The organism is Mesonia sp. HuA40 (genome assembly GCF_008017835.1).
Classification (GTDB): domain Bacteria; phylum Bacteroidota; class Bacteroidia; order Flavobacteriales; family Flavobacteriaceae; genus Mesonia.
Genome location: NZ_VRLT01000029.1, coordinates 292,346 through 310,937 on the forward strand (window position 1 = coordinate 292,346; position 18,592 = coordinate 310,937).

The following is an 18,592-nucleotide window of genomic DNA, read 5'->3' on the forward strand; positions in this document are numbered from 1 at the left end:
AGTGGCTAAGAAAACAAAAAAAGAGGACAAACAATCAGGATTTTTTAAATATATTATAGGCTTTTGGTTACTTTTTTTAACCGGATTATTAGCTGTGGTTATGTTTTTTTTACTGGCCAGTTGGGACGTATTTGGCGAAATGCCAAGTTTTGAACAGTTAGAAAATCCCGAAACCAATTTAGCTACCGAGGTGTTCTCCTCAGATGGTAAAACACTAGGAAAATATTATAATGAAAATCGTACCCCAATCAAATTTGAAGATTTGTCAGAAAATTTGGTTCAAGCCTTAGTTGCAACAGAAGATGAAAGATATTATAAGCATTCTGGTATTGATGCGCGTGGTACAGCGAGAGCTTTGATCTACATGGGGTCAAAAGGAGGAGCTAGTACGCTTTCTCAGCAGCTGGCCAAACAGCTTTTTCATGGTGAAGGAGCTAAAGACTTGCTTGGTCGGGTTACCCAAAAAATCAAAGAATGGATTATCGCGGTTCGATTAGAGCGAAGTTATACCAAAGAGGAAATCTTAGCGATGTACTTTAATATTTATGATTTTAATAATAATGCCGTTGGCGTGCGATCGGCTTCAAGAATATATTTTGGAGGAAAAGAACCGCACGAGTTAAAAATAGAAGAAGCTGCCGTATTGGCGGGAATGTTTAAAAATTCAAGTTTATACAACCCTCGAAGAAACCCAGAAGGTGTAACCAATAGGAGAAACGTAGTACTTAAACAAATGGCAAAAGTGGGTTATATCACCGAAAAAGAAAAAGATAGCCTACAAAAATTACCACTAAAAATTAATTATCAACCAGAAAGTCATCAATCAGGATTAGCAACCTATTTTAGAATGTTCCTGCGTGAATTCTTGAAAGATTGGGCAAAAGAAAATCCAAAAGAAGATGGCTCTACTTATAATATATACAGAGATGGTCTTAAGGTTTATACGAGTATAGATGCTAAGATGCAAACTTATGCCGAAGAAGCGGTACAAGAACATATGAAGAACTTACAGGCAGAGTTTGATAGGCAAAACAAAAAAAATAAAACCAAACCCTTTCGAGGTATTTCTCAAAAGAGTATAGATAATATAATTAATCGAGCCCTAAAAAATAGCAGTCGCTATAAACAAATGCTTAAAAACGGAGCCAGCGAGAAAGAAATTATGGCTTCTTTTAATGAGAAGACAGAAATGAGCGTTTTTACTTGGAATAATCCGCGCCAAGAGAAAGACACTATTATGACCCCATTAGACTCTATTTATTATTATAAATCTTTTCTAAATACAGGAATGATGTCTATGGAACCGCAAACCGGAGAAGTAAAAGCTTGGGTTGGGGGCATTAATTTTAGACATTTTAAATATGAGCACGTAAAGCAAGCAAAAAGACAAGTGGGCTCTACTTTTAAACCTTTTGTATATGCTACAGCGATTGATCAGTTGCAGCTATCACCTTGCTACGAATTACCCAATACACGACACACCATACCCGCAGGATCACACGGGGTTACCAAGGACTGGACACCTAAAAATTCTTCTGGGAAGTATGGTGGTATGGTAAATCTTAAGCAGGCTTTAGCTAATTCGTTAAATACCATTACAGCACGCTTAATTGATAAAATAGGCCCTGAACCTGTAATTGATCTGTTAGATAAACTTGGCGTAGATACAAGTAATATAGATCCCGTTGCAGCTATAGCCCTAGGTAGTGTTGATTTAAGTGTATTCGAGATGGTTTCGGCTTATAGTACTTTCGCCAATAAAGGAGTGTATGTTAAACCTGTAATTGTCACCCGAATTGAAGATAAAAATGGAACTATTCTTTACCAACACGTTCCAGAAACCCGTGATGTAATGAGTGAAGAAGCGGCTTACGTAACCATTAATTTAATGGAGGGTGTAACCCGAGGAGGTTCTGGTACGCGTTTAAGAACAAGTGGTTGGACTCCCGAATATTATAAAAAGGTAGTTACTGGCCATCCCTATAAACTCACTAATCCAATTGCAGGAAAAACCGGTACTACGCAAAATCAAAGTGATGGTTGGTTTATGGGTGTAGTTCCAAATTTGACAACCGGCGTGTGGGTAGGAGGAGAAGACCGTTCGGTGCATTTTTCTTCTATAACCTACGGTCAAGGGGCTACTATGGCATTACCAATTTGGGGCTCTTATATGAAAAAAATATACAACGACCCCGAGCTGGATGTTTCAAAAGGAGAGTTTGAAAAACCCGAAAATCTAAGTATTGAGGTAGATTGCGATAACTATAAAAATGGCGAAGAAGACCAGGACGACGATAGTGGGCCAGATATAGGCGAATTAGAATTATAACAAGCTAATTTAAGGCGATGCTTTTGAGCATCGCCTTAAATTTTTATTGTTTATAGGATAAATTAAATCCATTTATTAGATTATCGGCTTCTTGTAGCAATGCGTATTATTTTGTATTTTTCCATTAAAATTGAAACGCCATGATAAATAAAACGGTAGCTAATGTGCAAGAAGCTTTAGCGGGAGTAAAAGACGGTATGACTTTTATGTTGGGAGGCTTTGGTCTCTCTGGTATTCCTGAAAATGCAATTGCAGAATTAGTAGCAAAAAACATAAAAGATATTACTTGTATATCCAATAATGCCGGTGTAGATGATTTCGGACTGGGTCTTTTACTCAAGAAAAATCAAATTAAAAAAATGATTTCTTCTTATGTAGGAGAAAATGCCGAATTTGAACGACAAATGCTTAGCGGTGAATTAGAAGTAGAACTCACCCCACAGGGTACTTTGGCTGCCAAATGTCAAGCAGCTCAACAAGGTTTTCCGGCCATATATACCCCCGCTGGTTATGGTACAGAAGTGGCCCTAAACAAAGAAACGCGTATGTTTGATGGGAAAATGTATGTGTTAGAGGAAGCCTATAAGGCAGATTTTGCCTTTGTAAAAGCCTGGAAAGGCGATGAAGCAGGAAACTTAATTTTTAAAGGTACTGCCAGAAATTTTAACCCTAATATGTGTGGAGCGGCCAAAATAACAGTGGTTGAGGTAGAAGAACTTGTTCCGGCAGGTGAATTAGATCCCAATCAAATACATATTCCTGGCATATTTGTTCAAAGAATTTTTCAAGGAGAACGTTACGAAAAACGTATCGAGCAAAGAACCGTTAGACAAAAATAATCGGCAAAAGGCAAGCAAAGCCATTGTATAATTTTCAAAACCAAACAAATGTTAGATAAGAACGGAATTGCAAAACGAATCGCACAGGAAGTAAAAGATGGATACTATGTAAATTTAGGGATTGGTATACCTACATTGGTTGCCAATTTTGTACGTGACGATATAGCCGTAGAATTTCAAAGCGAAAACGGTATTCTAGGTATGGGTCCCTTCCCCTACGAGGGAGAAGAAGATGCCGATTTGATTAATGCAGGAAAACAAACCATTACCGCTCTACCTGGAGCAAGTTTTTTTGACTCGGCTACAAGTTTTGGTATGATACGTGGCCAACACGTAGACCTTACGATATTGGGAGCTATGGAAGTCGCAGAAAATGGCGATATCGCCAACTGGAAAATACCAGGTAAAATGGTAAAAGGTATGGGCGGCGCTATGGATCTTGTGGCTTCTGCACAAAATATTATTGTTGCTATGATGCATACCAATAAAGCAGGCCAATCAAAATTACTAAAAAAATGTTCGCTACCATTAACAGGAGTGGGGTGCGTGACCAAAATAGTAACAAATTTGGCGGTTATTGAGGTTACTCCCGCTGGCTTTAAATTACTCGAAAGAGCACCAGGAGTAAGCGTAGAAGAAATTCAAAAAGCAACCGAAGGTAAATTAATCATCGAAGGCGATATTCCCGAAATGAAAATTTAGTTTTTGGGCGCCTCTCAATGTTTATTGAGACCGCGCTATTCGCTGTATCTTTTTTGTCCATTTTTATTGTAAAAAATGGACAAAAAAGTATGCCGCTACTATCGCTGGCGCAGTATACCTACCACAATTAAACTGGAGAGCTAGAATTTTTAATTTTTGTCTCAAACACTCCAGTTCTAGCATAGAAATATGACTCACACCTCTCCTTATCTTAATTTTGCCCAATTTTATTAGTACAGATAATTAACAATAATACCTTATTAAAACTATAACAAGTTTTCAAGCCATTTTACGCTAAAAAAGCTATAACTTTCACTCAAAAGAGCATATGGAAACTAGTTTATACGATTTTACAGCAAAAACTATTCAGGGTAAAGAAATATCTTTATCAAAGTATAAAGGTAAATGGTTAATTATTGTAAACACAGCAAGTCAATGCGGATTGACACCGCAGCTAAAAGGGCTAGAAGAATTGTACCAAAAATATAAAGACCAAGGATTGGTGATATTAGGTTTTCCTTGCAATCAATTCGGAAACCAAGAACCCGGTGACGCTAAAAGTATACAAGAGGGTTGCATGCTAAATTATGGTGTGACTTTTCCCATGTTTGATAAAGTGAAAGTTAATGGTCCCAGTGCACATCGTATTTTTAAATTCTTAAAGAAAGAACAAGGGGGTTTCCTTACAAATGCTATAAAATGGAATTTTACTAAGTTTATTGTAAACCCACAGGGTAAACCCATAAAACGCTTTGCCCCAACTTCAAAACCAGAGAAACTTGATTCTTATTTAGAGCGAAAAATAAGTCCGATTTTGAAAAAATAAAAGTTGATTATGCAATGTCTCACAATCAACTTTTATTTTTTTCGCTGTATATTCAGTTTAAAAACTATAAATTACGTTGGCATAAATATTTCTTTCTCGTTGGGTTATCGGGGTACATAGTCATTTCGGATAAAGAGTTGTTAAAATGACTATTAATAGATAAATTCCAATTACGGTTTTCTTTTGCACCCACTAACTTTGAGTATACGCCCCAGGTTTTACTCCACCCCGGCATATCCATTCTTATGGGAACTACAGGTCGTTTTGAATCATCCATAATATGGGTTACATCATTATAATATACTTTGCTTTTCCAAGAAGAATACAAGGTGTTTTCAGAAATGTGAATGTACTCTAGCGAGCCAATATAAGCACGTGCCAAAGAAACATCCATCGGTAAGGCGGGGTAGCCTACATCTCTAGCTTCATCAAAAATAAGAGAAGCTTCAAGCTTGTTATTTTGATCTAATTTAACCCCAGAAGCAAAGGAGAAATTATACTTAGTAAATTGAGAATATAGTATTTCTTCCCCTCCACCAGCATCGTAATTTTCTGCATCTCTATACATGATCCGTTAAATTATCCAACAGAAGATTTCGTTTTCAAATAGCTTTTACCTAAATTGGCATAGCTTTAATCAAATCTTGAGTATACTGCTTTCGCGGATTTTTGTAAATGGAATCAGGATCGCCTCGTTCAACAATCTTTCCTCGATTCATAACCAGAAGTTGATCGGCCATATATTTAACGACACTTAAATCGTGCGAAATGAATAAATAAGTAAAACCAAAATCTTCTTTTAATTCATTTAATAAATTGAGCACTTGAGCTTGTACCGATATATCCAATGCCGAGACCGATTCATCACAAATTATCAATTCTGGGTTTACGGCAATCGTTCTGGCTATACCAATACGCTGACGCTGCCCACCACTAAACTCATGAGGAAATCGATTAAAATATTTTTTATCTAATCCCACCCGATTAAGCAAATAGAGAGCTCTGTCTTTACGTTCTGCTTTATTTTTATAAAGACCGTGTACCAGCATAGGCTCCATTATAGCCCTACCTATAGTAAGACGCGGATTCAACGAAGAAAAAGGGTCTTGAAAGATCAATTGAATTTTTTGTCGTAGCTTTTTTTGCTCCTTCTTAGGTAAAGAAAATATCTCTTTTCCTTTATAATAAACCTGTCCGCTGGTTGCCGGGGTCAATCGCAAAATCAGATCGGCTAGAGTAGATTTACCACAGCCAGATTCACCTACCAAGCCTAAAGTTTCACCTGCATAAATTTTAAAGTTCACCGAATCTACAGCGGTAAATTCCCGTTTGCTTCCCCATAAACCCGTTTTAGTAGTAAAAACTTTTTTTAAATTTTTAGCTTCGAGTAAAGGAGCTTGGGCATAAATAGCTTTATGCTTCTCTTGTCTATCTTCTCGAGTTTCAACGGCAAGATTTAATTGGTCTTGTAAAATATCTTCTACCGTTGGGAGCCTTTTTAAGCGAACATCTGTTCTTGGTTTTGAGAGTAATAGAGCGCGCGTATATTGGTTTTGTGGATTTTTGAATAGCGTTTGGGTTTCATTTACTTCTAGTATTTTGCCTCTATACATCACAGCTACCCGGTCGGCAATTTTAGACACCACTGCCAAATCATGAGAAATAAATAAAATACTCATTTGATTCTCTTTTTGAATCTCTTTTAAAAGAAGTAGAATTTCATTCTGCACCGTTACATCTAAAGCGGTGGTTGGCTCATCGGCGATAAGTAGTTGGGGTTTACAAGCAATGGCCATAGCGATCATAACGCGTTGTTTTTGTCCGCCACTAATTTGGTGCGGATAGGCCCTATAAACACGTTCTACATCGGGAAGCTTTACTTGTTTAAAAAGTTCTAAAGTTTTTTGTTGAGCTTGTTTAAAGCTTAGGGAGGTGTGTTGAGCAAGAATTTCTACCACTTGTCTGCCGCATCGCATAGCTGGATTTAGACTGCTCATAGGTTCTTGGAATATCATTGCGATTTGTACTCCGCGTAAATTTTGAAATTCCTTCTTTGGCAGGTCTAATAGTTCTCTATTATTAAATTGTATACTGCCCTTTTTAATTTTCGCTTGCTTGCTTAATAGTTGCAAAATGCATAAACTAAGTATAGATTTTCCAGATCCAGATTCTCCTACCAGTCCAACAATCTCATTTTTTCCTATTTCTAAATCAATATTTTTTAAAATAGGGGTATAAGAGGTTTTCTTAGTGGTAAAACCGAGACTGAGCTGTTTAATTTTTAATAAAGATTTGCTGGCTTCCATGGGTTAAATCCGTAAAGTCTACACGCAATAAAAATAACAAAATAAAGGTAGCAATTGGTTTTAGACACTTTTTATTTCTTCAGGGTCTAAAAGACTTTCTCCTTTAAATTTTAAGATAATCTGGGCAATGGCCACTACATCTCTTTCACAATAATTTTTTATTCTTGCTATATTTTGTTCTTCATAAAATACGTGAGCTACTTCATCGCCAGAAATATCTGATTTTGGCGAGGGAATACCTAAGACGTGGGTAAGTAAGTTAAGCGAGGTATAATGCTTGAAATCTCCAAATTTCCAAAGTTCTAGGGTGTCTAAATGGGGCACTTCCCAAGGTTTTTTACCAAAAAGATTGAGTTTGTCGGGTAGCGCGATACCATGAATTAGCATTCTTCGCGCTAAGAAAGGAAAATCAAATTCTTTGCCGTTATGGGCGCATAATAATTGGTCTTTTTTATCGAAGTGCTGAGTAACTAGGTTGTTGAAAGCCGTTAATAATTCAGGTTCGCTACCAGTAAAACTGGTAACTCTAAACTCTCTTTTGGGATGAATTAAAAAATACCCTACAGACAGACAAACTACTTTCCCAAACTCTGCCCAGATTCCTGCCCTTTCATAAAATTCTTCTGCCGAAATATCATCTTGGCGTTGATAACGTGATTTTTTTTCCCAAAGCGATTGTACTTTAGGAGATAAAAGTTCAAATTTTTCAACTTCAGGGACGGTCTCTATATCTAAAAATAAAATTTTAGAAAGCGGGATATGGTGTAACATCAGCTTAGTAATTAAGTGATTAAGTTACAATATTACCCGATGTAAACAAAAATTTTTTATTTAGTGATACAAAAGAATTATTGTTCGTCTTCTAGATTATCGTGAATAATACCTAGGCGCTTTGCCCTTTTTTCCCAGTTTTTTCTAGCCAGATGCTGCATATCTTCTGTACTGTCGCTTTCATCCATAATTTCTAAACCGAGTAAGGTTTCAATAATATCTTCCATCGTAATAATTCCTACAGTGTTTCCATATTGATCGGCTACAACGGCTAAATGAGCTCTTTTTTGTATGAAAAATTCAAATAATTTAGGAATAGGGGTGTGGCTGTAGGTTAGCAATACGTCGCGTTTTAGACTTTCAAGTTGTAATGCGCCTTTATCTTGAATCATATGTTCTAAAATCTCATCTTTAAGCACAAAACCGGTGATGTTGTTGGGTTGATTATGGTAGACAGGAATCCTAGAAAATTTAAGCGTAGGGTGTTCTGAAATAAAGGCGGCTACACTTTGTTCTTCATTGGCAATCATAGCCACCGAAAATGGAGTCATAACGTCTTGCGCCATAACAGATTTGAAAACAAGTAAATTTTTAATAAAGGTGGTTTCATTTTCTTTAAAAACGCCTTCTTTTTCGGCTTCATCTGTAATGGCTATAAATTCTTCTCGACTCATGGTATTAGCATGAGCAGAATTGCCTATAAGTTTTGTGGTGAGTAGTAGTAACCATAAAATACCGGTATATTTTAATGGAAAGATAAGAATCTGTAGGGTGGTGGCTGTGAACTGACCTAAATGCTTCCAATAACTAGCTCCTATGGTTTTAGGAATAATTTCTGAAAGAATTAAAATTAGAACAGTCATTATTGCCGATACTAAACCAACAAAATTTATTCCTAATACTTGATAATCTATACCTTGTTCTAATGCAAGAATAGCCGCTTGATTACCCACTAAAATGGCACCTACAGTGTGAGCTATAGTGTTCACGGTAAGTATAGCTGTTAAAGGAACATCAATATCTTTTTTAAAGCTGGCTAGGGTTGTAGCATACTGTTTTCCCTCATTTTTTTTAAGGCGTATATGAGTGGGGGTAAAACTCAAAAGAGCGGCTTCTAAAATAGAGCATAAGAAAGAAGCCAAAATAGAAACTAGGGCATAAATTATTAATAAGGTCATTAAAAATGAATTTTCTGAAAAATAAGACAAATATAGAATTTACTCAACCTATTTTTCACAAATTTAGCAAAACCTAATCGCTATTTTGGCTATTGATTTATCAGCTTAGAACTTTTTGCCATTTTTGAGCCAATTCTAATTGTGCTAAAGCTTCCACGTTATAATCGTCTTTTTCGTTATAAAAAACTATTTGGCTCTGCTGTAATTGATTTTTAAGCAGCATCACGATTTGCTCGATGCCTTTTTCTTTACTCCTATTTTGTTTTATTTCGCAAGTAATTCCGGTTAAACCAAAACTTTTTATTTTCAAATTTTCTTCATCTAAATTTCCGTAAATAAGTATTTGTTTTGCACGGTTTATACCCAAAAACAATTTGGTGTTTATTTCTAGTTCGTCTAGTTCTAGGTGCATTTGAGCTGCTTTTTTTCTAATTTTTTGTTCCCAAATAGCATTATTTTTCTTTTTAATGTTTATGGTATAAAATAATGGGGCAATGAAGGCAAATAGCAAAAGTAATCCTATTAAAATAGAAGATCGTTCCATGGTTTTTATGCTCTAAAAAGAGACTTTTATTTATAGTTTATTTAATTCCGTTAAAAAATGGTTAGTTTTATTGGTATGACATAAATAGCTGGTAGCAATAGAACTATAAAAAACTATGGAAAGGGAATAGAAAAACTCCGAATAAGAGCCTTTTATCTAATGATGAAAAAATGGAGGATTTTAGTGGATGAAAAGTCAAAACTTGATTTGACTCCAAATCTGTTATGGCATCTAATAAATTAAAACCAAAAAGGGGTTCATTTTCGCCTCCTAGTGGGGTTCGAACTTCATCTGTAGGTAAGCCCTGAAAGGAGTTTTGATATTCTTGTGAAAAGTAGTGTTCTTTTTCTGGAGTATCTCGAGGAAGAACATTGCTTGAACTGGATGTAGCCGCTATTCCCACTTGTTGGAATACCGAAAGTAAAAAAAGCCAGTATAAAAACAATTTTTTCATACTGGCCTTTAACCTAAAATCGTGCCAAGTTTTACTGTATTAATTGAACCGCTTGTTTAGCGAAATAACTCGCTATAAAATCGGCACCTGCACGTTTTATGGCGGTGATTTGCTCTAGGATGACAGCTTCTTCGTCTAACCAACCTTTTTCGGCGGCAGCTTTAATCATCGCGTATTCTCCGCTAACTTGGTATACAGATATGGGTGTAGTTAACTCATTTCTTAGATCTCTAACAATATCTAGATAGCAAAGTCCGGGTTTCACCATTACGATATCTGCACCTTCCTCGACGTCCATTTGAGCCTCTCGGATAGCTTCAAGCCGATTGGCAGGATTCATTTGATAAGTTTTTTTGTCTTTAGGAATGTTTTGTACGTCTACAGGCGCCGAGTCTAAAGCATCTCTAAAAGGGCCATAAAATGCAGAGGCATACTTGGCGCTATAACTCATAATTCCCGTATGGGAATAGCCCGCTTCTTCAAGGCGCTGGCGCATTACCAAAATACGACCGTCCATCATATCGCTTGGCGCAACAAAATCAGCTCCAGCTTGGGCATGAGATAGAGCCATAGCGGCTAAAAATTCTACAGAAGCATCATTTTGTATTTGTCCATTTTCAACGATACCGTCGTGACCGTAAATAGAATAAGGGTCTAGTGCTACATCGGTCATAACCAACATTTCAGGTACCGTATCTTTTACTGTCTTTATGGCACGTTGCATTAATCCGTTTTGGTTTAAAGCCTCCTTGCCCGCATTGTCTTTTAAGGATTCTTCAACTTTTACAAATAATAGTACAGATTGAATTCCTAATGACCAAAGGGTTTTTATCTCTTGCGCCAATTGATCTAAGCTGTAGCGAAAATAACCTGGCATAGAAGCAATTTCTTCTTTTTTGTTCTTACCTTCTACCACAAAAATAGGGGCTTGAAAATCGTTTGGTGATAGGTTAGTTTCCTGAATTAGGTTACGTACTGCTTGATTTGTTCGGGTACGTCTATTTCTTATTAATGGGAACATAATGATTTATTTTTGTTTTACGTTTACACCCAATTTCTTGGATTTTTTAAAACGTGAATTAATTTTTCTTCATCACTACCATTAGTTGGTTGGTGATTATATTGCCATTGCACGTGAGGCGGTAGGCTCATTAATATACTCTCTATACGACCATTTGTTTTTAAGCCAAAAAGAGTTCCTTTATCATGAATGAGATTAAACTCAACATACCTGCCACGCCTTATTTCTTGCCACTCTCTTTGGGCATCTTTGTAAGGTAGTTCCTTTCTTTTATTGACTATAGGGAGATAGGCATCTAAGAAACTATCTCCAACTTGAGTAACAAATTGATACCAGTCTTCTATGTTTTTTTTAGGTGTAGATTTTAAATAATCAAAAAACAATCCACCTATACCTCTAGCTTCATTACGGTGGGTATTCCAGAAATATTCATCACATTTCTTTTTGTATTCGGTATACAAATTTGATCCGTGAGAATCACAAGCTTTTTTACAAATTTTGTGAAAGTGATTGGCGTCTTCTTCAAAGAGGTAGTAAGGGGTTAAGTCTTGGCCTCCACCAAACCATTGATCTATAACTTGACCTGATTTGTCATACATTTCAAAATAGCGCCAATTGGCATGAACGGTAGGAACCATAGGATTTTTAGGATGAATAACTAAACTTAAGCCACAAGCAAAAAAATCTACGTCTCCTACTTTGAAATACTTTTGCATTGCTGGAGCTAGAGGGCCGTGCACAGCCGAAATATTTACACCGCCTTTTTCAAAGACTTTTCCGTTTTCAATTACACGTGTTCTGCCACCGCCACCTTCTTTTCTTTCCCACTTGTCTTCCTTAAACTTTGCCTTGGTGTCAATCTCTTCTAAAGCTTGAGTAATCTGGTCTTGCAATTCTTGTATGTAAGCTAAAAACTTTTCTCGCATATTTAATTTTCTAAAAAAACAAGCCGATTTTTGTTTATTTCAATATCGGCAGCTTTGGTTATTTTTACGGCTTGGTCTGTTTCTCTGTTTAATAATTTTAATAGCTGATCAGTAGTGTTTGTGGTATAATTGGCTTCAAATAAACGAAGACCAATGCTATTGTTATGTAAATCCATGGCCTTTTCAAGTGGTTTATTGGGGGCTATTTGTTCGTGTAAATCGGTTATGGTTTTAGCCCAATGTACAGCTTTTGACACATTTTCATTTTTTTTATAAACTTTTTGAGCAATTAAATAACTCCATAAAGCGTGTCTAAACGCGTTGGCAGGGGTGTTTAAATGATGTTCTTTGCCGAACCGGGCTTGTGCCAAATGGATAGCCAATTGCGTAGCCCGGTAGGTAGGAATAATATAAAAAGGGCGCACTATAAAAACCTTTACAAGTTGTAATATTTGTCTTGGTCTCAGTCTTGAAAGTTTACCCGGTAAGGCCATAGTTAAGCTTTGTATTCTTTTACAGCATTAACAAATGCCTGTGCATTTTCAACTGGTATGTTTGGCAAAATACCATGCCCTAGGTTAACAATGTATTTGTCTTTTCCAAAATCATTAATCATTTGATGAACCATCTTCTTAATTTCTGCTGGTGGTGAAAAAAGACGCGACGGGTCAAAATTACCTTGAAGGGTAATACTTCCATTAGTAAAAGCTCTTGCATTTTGAGCAGAGCAGGTCCAGTCTACTCCTAAAGCTGATGCTCCAGATTTGCTCATTTGATCTAAAGCATACCAACAGCCTTTACCAAAAGCAATTACCGGAGTTATATCTTTTAAAGCATCGATAATTTGCTGGATATATTGCCAAGAAAACTCATTGTAATCTACGGGTGATAGCATACCTCCCCAAGAATCAAAAATTTGAACTGCATCTACCCCAACCTTTACTTTTTGTTTTAAATAAGCTATAGTTGTGTCGGTTATTTTTTGCAATAGTGCATGGGCAGCCAAAGGTTGTGTAAAACAAAATTGTTTTGCTTTGTCAAAATTCTTAGAACCCTGCCCTTGAACAGCATAACATAAAATGGTCCAAGGCGAACCAGCAAATCCAATTAAAGGAACTTCTTGGTTTAATGCTAATTTGGTCATTTTAATGGCGTCAAAAACGTAATCTAATTCTTCCTCTACGTTGGGTACAATCACTTGTTCTACATCTTTAGCACTGCGAATAGGGTTGGGTAACCAAGGTCCAACACCAGGTTTCATTTCTACCTCAATATTCATAGCTTGTGGTATAACTAAGATGTCACTAAACAAAATGGCAGCATCTGTACCCACTTGATGTATGGGCATTACGGTTATTTCTGTAGCGAGTTCAGGAGTTCTACAACGGGTAAAGAAATCATACTTTTCTTTAAGCTTCATAAAGTCGGGTAGGTATCTTCCTGCTTGACGCATCATCCATACCGGCGGGCGCTCTACCGTTTCTCCTTTTAGTGCACGTAAAAATAAATCGTTTTTTATCATAGTAAATACTTCCGTAAAGGAAATTTTAAGGGTTTAAAATGTTGAAGCAAAGATACATATTATAAGGGTTTTAAGTGATTTTAACCCAGCTTTAATATGGTGATTGCTTATTGTTTTTTGTAATCTTATGCTTAAAATATTTTATGACCGTTGCGATGAGTTCTTCGACCGTAGGTTTTTCGGCTATAATGATATTTTGAGTGTGTGTTTTGAGTGCCTGGGCCGTGGTGGTTCCAATGCAAAAAGCCAAAACATCTGATTTTAGCTGATTTTTTTGAAGGTAGCTATTGACACCACTCGGACTAAAAAATAAAATTGCGTCAAAATCTGTTTCAAAAGATTTAGGATTTAAACTTGTATGGTAGGCTGTAACTTCGGTAAATTTAATGTTGTTCTGTTTCAACCCTTCCGGTATGGTGTCACGCCTTATGCTGCTGCAAGGAAAATAAAAGTGTGCATCTTGGTGTTTTGCTATAATTTCCTCTAGAAGGTCTACAGCGTAATGTTTCCAACATATAACCGAAATTCCTGCCATCTCTAACAGCGTTGCTGTTTTTTCACCTACCACATAGGCTTTTTTAATGTTGGTTTTATCTTTTATTGCTTTGAATGAGTTCTGGCTGGTAATTATAGCATGCTCGATGTTCGCAGGAAGCTTTGCAGCTTGATTGGGTACGATTTTAATGCTAGGATAATGCGTTAAAAGAATTTTATTTGTCTTAAACGTAAGATATTGCTGAGGTGAAAGCAATTTGGTACTTAAAACGTGGTAATTAGCCATGGCAAATTACTTATTAAGCTCCTGCTTTATTTTTCGCATCAATTTTTCGCCTCCCTTTTTGAGTATTTCGGTTGCTAAGTACTTTCCGGCAAAACTAACTTCGTGAGATTTGATAATTGCCTTTTCCTCTAGCTTTTTCTTTCCGTCTAGACTAAACAAAGCACCTACAAATTCGATTTCATGCTCGTTTTTAAATTTAGCATAAGCTCCGATAGGGGCAGTACAACCTCCTTCTAGGGTGCGTAGAAAATCTCTTTCAATTTGCACACAGGTAGCGGTTTTTTTATCGTTTAATTGCTGTGTAGCTTCGATAGCAAAATCTTTATCTTCACGAGCCACTACAAGCATAGCTCCTTGTGCTGGAGCTGGAATCATCCAGTCGAGATTAACAAACTCATCAGGCTTTAAATCGATGCGCTCTAAGCCCGCAGCGGCAAAAATAGCTCCGTGCCACTCATTATTCGCTAATTTTTCTAGGCGCGTATTCACATTTCCACGTAAATTAACAATTTGGTGGTATGGGTATTGGTGTAACCATTGGGCTTTTCTTCTAAGACTACCCGTAGCGATTACCCCTTTTTTAGAATCAAAATCTAAACCCTTGTGTACCAATATATCTTGGGCATTTGCTCTTGGTAAAACCGCGGTTTGAATGATGCTTTTCGGTAAAGCGGTAGGTACATCTTTCATGGAGTGTACTGCTATATCAATCTCATCCTTAATCATCGCAACATCTAGGGTTTTGGTAAAAATACCTGTAATCCCCATCTCGTATAGCGGCTGATCTAAATTTAAATCGCCAGTAGATTTAACGGGTTTTAATTCGGTTTTATACCCTAAATTCTCCAATTTACTTTTAACTAAATTGGCTTGCCAAAGCGCCAAAGAACTATCTCTGGTACCAATGCGAATACACTCTTTCATAGTTATTGATTAGGAGTTGATTTTCTTTAATTGAAAAACCTTTTGTATGAGATCTAAACTAGCATCTGATGTGTCTTGCTCACCTTTTAAATGACTGGCAAATTGATTCATTATTTTCTGAATAATTCTATTGCTTACAAGTTCTGCATGCTCGTTGTTGAAATTGTTTATCTTTCTACTTTGAAAATCAATTTCTTCGTCTTTAATGGTTTTTAATTTTTGCTTTAAAGCTTTAATGGTTGGGGCAAATTTTCGGCTTTCTAACCAAGCGTTAAAGTCGGCTTTTACTTCATCAATAATAGCTTCTGCTTGCGGAATAAACTCCTTTCTTTTTGCCAAGGTGTCGTCTGTCATTTGGGAAAGATAATCTAAATGAACCAAACGTACATTTTTTAAATCGGTTACATCATCCGATACATTTTTAGGAATAGATAAATCCAAAATTAAAAGATCTTGCTCTGCATGAATAAGTTCTTTAGATATGGTAGGTCTTTGAGCCCCAGTAGCCACAATAAGAATATCTGTTTTTCTGATTTCAGATTGTAAATCGGCATGATCTTTCACAATTAAATCAAACTTGCCGGCAACACGCTCAGCTTTATCTTTGGTGCGATTTATTAGAGTAATGCTTTTATTTTTGGTGTGCTTAACCAGATTTTCACAAGTATTTCTACCAATTTTACCCGTACCAAAAAGCAATATGTTTTTTTCTGATACGTGCTTTACATGTTGTAAAATGTAGTGAACAGAAGCGAAAGATACCGAAGTGGCTCCAGATGATAAGTTGGTCTCGCTCTTTATACGTTTGCTCGCTTGAATAACAGCATTGGCTAAACGTTCTAAAAACGGATTGTCTAAACCATATTTTTTACTAACTCGAAAAGCTTCTTTTAGCTGACTAATAATCTCAAAATCACCAACAATTTGACTGTCTAAGCCAGTACCCATTCTAAACAAATGACTAATGGCCTCTTGGTTTTTATAAACATAGGCCACTTCTTCAAATTCTTCAACGGTGCCTTGTGTGTGTTTGCACAATAATTTGATGAGTTGAAACGGATGCTCAGCAAAACCGTAAACCTCTGTACGATTACAGGTAGAAGTAACCAATAGTCCTTCTAAGCCATCTTGTTTGGCTTCTTCTAATATTTTGATACGCTGCTCATTGGTTATGCTAAAATGACCGCGGGTTACCGCATCTGCCTTTTGATAACTCAAGCCAATGGCGTAAAAAGAATGATGTCTACTAACGTGATAATTTCTCATAAAAGGAAAAAACCTAAAATGTGCATGCAAATGTAAAGTTAAGATTTTTTTAAAAATAACGCTAGAAGTACTTTTTGTATCGTTCAAGGTAATTTAACTCGTTTTTTATATAGATATTTGTCATTAAGGGATTTTTAAGGGGTTTTGAGCTGTTTTGCTGCTTGCTTTTTAGAATGATTCTAAATAAAATACATTAAATATGATAAATGTCATAAAAAAAAATAACGCTACAGGGTCTTATGAGCTTTTTAAGCTTGAAGAGGGTCTCTTTGTTCTTAAGAGCTTAAATAATCAAAAAGACAATCACATTATTGAGAAAAAAATCAACAAAGATTTTATTCAATTTCATTTTTGCACTAAGGGTAATCTAGAATTTTTATTTAATCAAGGTAAATACCAAATTGGTTTAAAAGAAGAAAAGAACTTGTTATTGTATAATCCTAAACAAGATTTACCTCTGCATCTGGTTATTAAACCTAACTCTTGGTGGGTGAGTTTGATAGTTTCAATTAAAAAATTACATGAGTTGTTTTCTGATGAAGCTAATTATATTGATTTCCTTACCGATGAGAAGCGCAATACCAAATATTATAAAGAGCACGATGTGAGTCCGTCTATGGCGGTAGTATTAAGTCAGGTGTTGAATTTTAACTTGCATCCATCCGTTAAGAAGTTATATTTAAAAGCCAAAGCTTTTGAGCTGTTAAGCTTATATTTTAATATGCCCGCCGAAACCAATATAGAACAATGTCCTTTCTTAGCCGATGAAGATAATATTCGTAAAATAAGTCAGGCTAAAGAAATTATCATCAGTCAAATGGCAGAACCACCTAGTCTGCAGGAGTTAGCCGATGAAATTGATTTGAGTTTAAAAAAATTAAAAGAAGGTTTTAAAGAGGTATATGGAGATACGGTTTACGGATTTTTACTGGATTACAAAATGGAATATGCCCGAAAATTGTTAGAAAGTGGCGATTATAACGTTAATGAAGTAGGTCTACAAGTAGGATATAGCACCTCAAGCCATTTTATTGCAGCTTTTAAAAAGAAATTTAATACCACGCCCAAAAAATATATTCAATCTATAAATTTGTTTTCTTGATAAATTATAATTCTTTTAAATGGCGTTTAGAATCCCTATGTGTAATAAAGAATTATTTTTGACTAAAATATAAAATGTTTATGAAAGGAGTTTTACTGGTAAATCTGGGTTCACCCGATAGTACAAATCCAAAAGATGTTAAGCGATATTTAGATGAGTTTTTAATGGATGAAAGGGTAATCGATTTGCCCTGGCTGCTAAGAGCGCTAATTGTTAAGGGTATTGTGTTGAATACCCGGCCTAAAAAATCGGCTGAAGCCTATCAAAAAATATGGTGGGATGAAGGCAGCCCTTTAATTGTTTTGTCAAAAAGGCTTCAAGATAAAATAGATGAACATACCGATATTCCTATAGCACTGGCCATGCGTTATGGGAATCCTAGCATAGCCGACGGACTTAAAGAATTGCACGAACAGGGCGTTACCCAAGTATTGCTCATGCCTTTATATCCGCAATACGCCATGGCTACTATAGAGACTATTGTTGTGTTGGCCAAAGAGTTGCAAGCAAAACATTATCCCAAAATGCAGATAGACACTTTGCCACCTTTTTATAATAACCCTGCTTATATTAAAGTGCTTTCTAATAGTATACAGGAGGCTTTAAAAGATAAAGAGTACGATCATTTATTGTTTAGTTATCACGGTGTACCCGAAAGACATATCAGAAAAAGCGATATAACCAACTCGCATTGTAAATTAGATAAAAGTTGTTGTGTTACTCCCTCGCCAGCACACGAATTTTGTTATAGACACCAGTGTTATGAAAGTACGCGATTGGTGGCTGAACGTTTAAACTTGCCAGAAAATAAATACAGTACTTCTTTTCAATCTAGATTAGGTTTTGACCCTTGGCTACAACCATATACCGATAGAACAATTGAGCGATTTGGACAAGAAGGTGTAAAAAATATGGCAGTGGTAACTCCCGCATTTGTTTCTGATTGCTTAGAAACCCTAGAAGAAATAGCTATGGAAGGAGAAGAAATCTTTCACGAAAATGGCGGAAAAAATTTTACTACAATTCCTTGCCTTAACGACAGAGAGGATTGGGTGCAAACCTTAAGCAATTGGATTAACCAATGGGTAAACAAGCCCTAAG

At 36.2% G+C, this 18,592-nt stretch carries 19 protein-coding genes; 6 read left to right on the plus strand and 13 right to left on the minus strand.

Annotated elements, in window-relative coordinates:
• Nucleotide 1: 1 nt before the first annotated feature.
• The 4 genes from FT993_RS07590 (at nucleotide 2) to FT993_RS07605 (ending at nucleotide 4,696) form a co-directional block, all read left to right on the plus strand.
• Nucleotides 2-2,329 carry a penicillin-binding protein 1A gene (locus tag FT993_RS07590; RefSeq protein WP_255504446.1) on the plus strand — a complete coding sequence of 776 codons (2,328 nt, stop codon included), beginning with the start codon at nucleotides 2-4 and terminating at the stop codon, nucleotides 2,327-2,329.
• Between the two features lie 140 nt (nucleotides 2,330-2,469).
• Nucleotides 2,470-3,168, plus strand: a complete 699-nt coding sequence (locus FT993_RS07595) for a CoA transferase subunit A (protein ID WP_147861939.1) — start codon at nucleotides 2,470-2,472, stop codon at nucleotides 3,166-3,168.
• Nucleotides 3,169-3,216: 48 nt separating this feature from the next.
• The gene (locus FT993_RS07600) at nucleotides 3,217-3,870 is read left to right on the plus strand and encodes a CoA transferase subunit B (protein ID WP_147861940.1); all 654 of its coding nucleotides are present in this window, start codon (nucleotides 3,217-3,219) and stop codon (nucleotides 3,868-3,870) included.
• A gap of 328 nt (nucleotides 3,871-4,198) precedes the next feature.
• Complete coding sequence (locus FT993_RS07605; protein ID WP_147861941.1) at nucleotides 4,199-4,696, plus strand: glutathione peroxidase; 498 nt, start codon at nucleotides 4,199-4,201, stop codon at nucleotides 4,694-4,696.
• A gap of 64 nt (nucleotides 4,697-4,760) precedes the next feature.
• Here the strand turns inward: FT993_RS07605 and FT993_RS07610 are convergent, their stop codons facing one another.
• The 13 genes from FT993_RS07610 to hemA all read right to left on the minus strand — a co-directional run bounded on the left by FT993_RS07610 (nucleotide 4,761) and on the right by hemA (nucleotide 16,389).
• A complete protein-coding gene (locus FT993_RS07610) occupies nucleotides 4,761-5,264 on the minus strand; it encodes a hypothetical protein (RefSeq protein WP_147861942.1) in 504 nt (167 codons plus the stop codon).
• A 49-nt stretch (nucleotides 5,265-5,313) separates the two neighbouring features.
• Nucleotides 5,314-7,002 carry an ABC transporter ATP-binding protein gene (locus FT993_RS07615; protein WP_147861943.1) on the minus strand — a complete coding sequence of 563 codons (1,689 nt, stop codon included), beginning with the start codon at nucleotides 7,000-7,002 and terminating at the stop codon, nucleotides 5,314-5,316.
• A gap of 60 nt (nucleotides 7,003-7,062) precedes the next feature.
• Nucleotides 7,063-7,773 (minus strand): 3'-5' exonuclease, encoded by a 711-nt coding sequence (locus FT993_RS07620; RefSeq protein WP_147861944.1) that lies wholly within the window; start codon nucleotides 7,771-7,773, stop codon nucleotides 7,063-7,065.
• 77 nt (nucleotides 7,774-7,850) lie between these two features.
• Nucleotides 7,851-8,951, minus strand: coding sequence for a CNNM domain-containing protein (locus FT993_RS07625; RefSeq protein ID WP_147861945.1), 1,101 nt, complete (start codon nucleotides 8,949-8,951; stop codon nucleotides 7,851-7,853).
• Between the two features lie 100 nt (nucleotides 8,952-9,051).
• A complete protein-coding gene (locus tag FT993_RS07630) occupies nucleotides 9,052-9,495 on the minus strand; it encodes a hypothetical protein (protein WP_147861946.1) in 444 nt (147 codons plus the stop codon).
• A 103-nt stretch (nucleotides 9,496-9,598) separates the two neighbouring features.
• Nucleotides 9,599-9,949 carry a hypothetical protein gene (locus tag FT993_RS07635; RefSeq protein WP_147861947.1) on the minus strand — a complete coding sequence of 117 codons (351 nt, stop codon included), beginning with the start codon at nucleotides 9,947-9,949 and terminating at the stop codon, nucleotides 9,599-9,601.
• A 31-nt stretch (nucleotides 9,950-9,980) separates the two neighbouring features.
• Nucleotides 9,981-10,970: a porphobilinogen synthase gene (gene hemB, locus FT993_RS07640; RefSeq protein WP_147861948.1), complete on the minus strand. Its 990-nt coding sequence runs from the start codon at nucleotides 10,968-10,970 to the stop codon at nucleotides 9,981-9,983.
• Between the two features lie 23 nt (nucleotides 10,971-10,993).
• Nucleotides 10,994-11,896, minus strand: a complete 903-nt coding sequence (gene hemF / locus FT993_RS07645; protein ID WP_147861949.1) for an oxygen-dependent coproporphyrinogen oxidase — start codon at nucleotides 11,894-11,896, stop codon at nucleotides 10,994-10,996.
• Nucleotides 11,897-11,898: 2 nt separating this feature from the next.
• Nucleotides 11,899-12,390 carry a hypothetical protein gene (locus FT993_RS07650; RefSeq protein ID WP_147861950.1) on the minus strand — a complete coding sequence of 164 codons (492 nt, stop codon included), beginning with the start codon at nucleotides 12,388-12,390 and terminating at the stop codon, nucleotides 11,899-11,901.
• 2 nt (nucleotides 12,391-12,392) lie between these two features.
• On the minus strand, nucleotides 12,393-13,418 hold the full coding sequence (gene hemE / locus FT993_RS07655; RefSeq protein ID WP_147861951.1) for a uroporphyrinogen decarboxylase: 1,026 nt from the start codon (nucleotides 13,416-13,418) through the stop codon (nucleotides 12,393-12,395).
• A 91-nt stretch (nucleotides 13,419-13,509) separates the two neighbouring features.
• Entirely contained in the window at nucleotides 13,510-14,199 is a 690-nt protein-coding gene (locus FT993_RS07660) for a uroporphyrinogen-III synthase (RefSeq protein WP_147861952.1), read from the minus strand.
• 6 nt (nucleotides 14,200-14,205) lie between these two features.
• Entirely contained in the window at nucleotides 14,206-15,123 is a 918-nt protein-coding gene (gene hemC / locus FT993_RS07665; RefSeq protein ID WP_147861953.1) for a hydroxymethylbilane synthase, read from the minus strand.
• A gap of 9 nt (nucleotides 15,124-15,132) precedes the next feature.
• The gene (gene hemA / locus FT993_RS07670; RefSeq protein ID WP_147861954.1) at nucleotides 15,133-16,389 is read right to left on the minus strand and encodes a glutamyl-tRNA reductase; all 1,257 of its coding nucleotides are present in this window, start codon (nucleotides 16,387-16,389) and stop codon (nucleotides 15,133-15,135) included.
• A gap of 199 nt (nucleotides 16,390-16,588) precedes the next feature.
• On the opposite strand from hemA, the gene FT993_RS07675 reads away from it, so the two are divergent.
• Both FT993_RS07675 and hemH read left to right on the plus strand, forming a co-directional pair.
• A complete protein-coding gene (locus tag FT993_RS07675; protein ID WP_147861955.1) occupies nucleotides 16,589-17,491 on the plus strand; it encodes an AraC family transcriptional regulator in 903 nt (300 codons plus the stop codon).
• Nucleotides 17,492-17,571: 80 nt separating this feature from the next.
• Entirely contained in the window at nucleotides 17,572-18,591 is a 1,020-nt protein-coding gene (hemH, locus tag FT993_RS07680) for a ferrochelatase (RefSeq protein ID WP_147861956.1), read from the plus strand.
• Nucleotide 18,592: the final 1 nt, after the last annotated feature.

Coding starts and splice junctions, on each gene's coding strand:
- FT993_RS07595 (WP_147861939.1), top strand. CDS start 2,470: ATGATAAATAAAACGGTAGCTAATGTGCAAGAAGCTTTAGCGGGAGTA.
- FT993_RS07600 (WP_147861940.1), top strand. CDS start 3,217: ATGTTAGATAAGAACGGAATTGCAAAACGAATCGCACAGGAAGTAAAA.
- FT993_RS07605 (WP_147861941.1), top strand. CDS start 4,199: ATGGAAACTAGTTTATACGATTTTACAGCAAAAACTATTCAGGGTAAA.
- FT993_RS07610 (WP_147861942.1), bottom strand. CDS start 5,264: ATGTATAGAGATGCAGAAAATTACGATGCTGGTGGAGGGGAAGAAATA.
- FT993_RS07615 (WP_147861943.1), bottom strand. CDS start 7,002: ATGGAAGCCAGCAAATCTTTATTAAAAATTAAACAGCTCAGTCTCGGT.
- FT993_RS07620 (WP_147861944.1), bottom strand. CDS start 7,773: ATGTTACACCATATCCCGCTTTCTAAAATTTTATTTTTAGATATAGAG.
- FT993_RS07625 (WP_147861945.1), bottom strand. CDS start 8,951: ATGACCTTATTAATAATTTATGCCCTAGTTTCTATTTTGGCTTCTTTC.
- FT993_RS07630 (WP_147861946.1), bottom strand. CDS start 9,495: ATGGAACGATCTTCTATTTTAATAGGATTACTTTTGCTATTTGCCTTC.
- FT993_RS07635 (WP_147861947.1), bottom strand. CDS start 9,949: ATGAAAAAATTGTTTTTATACTGGCTTTTTTTACTTTCGGTATTCCAA.
- hemB (WP_147861948.1), bottom strand. CDS start 10,970: ATGTTCCCATTAATAAGAAATAGACGTACCCGAACAAATCAAGCAGTA.
- hemF (WP_147861949.1), bottom strand. CDS start 11,896: ATGCGAGAAAAGTTTTTAGCTTACATACAAGAATTGCAAGACCAGATT.
- FT993_RS07650 (WP_147861950.1), bottom strand. CDS start 12,390: ATGGCCTTACCGGGTAAACTTTCAAGACTGAGACCAAGACAAATATTA.
- hemE (WP_147861951.1), bottom strand. CDS start 13,418: ATGATAAAAAACGATTTATTTTTACGTGCACTAAAAGGAGAAACGGTA.
- FT993_RS07660 (WP_147861952.1), bottom strand. CDS start 14,199: ATGGCTAATTACCACGTTTTAAGTACCAAATTGCTTTCACCTCAGCAA.
- hemC (WP_147861953.1), bottom strand. CDS start 15,123: ATGAAAGAGTGTATTCGCATTGGTACCAGAGATAGTTCTTTGGCGCTT.
- hemA (WP_147861954.1), bottom strand. CDS start 16,389: ATGAGAAATTATCACGTTAGTAGACATCATTCTTTTTACGCCATTGGC.
- FT993_RS07675 (WP_147861955.1), top strand. CDS start 16,589: ATGATAAATGTCATAAAAAAAAATAACGCTACAGGGTCTTATGAGCTT.
- hemH (WP_147861956.1), top strand. CDS start 17,572: ATGAAAGGAGTTTTACTGGTAAATCTGGGTTCACCCGATAGTACAAAT.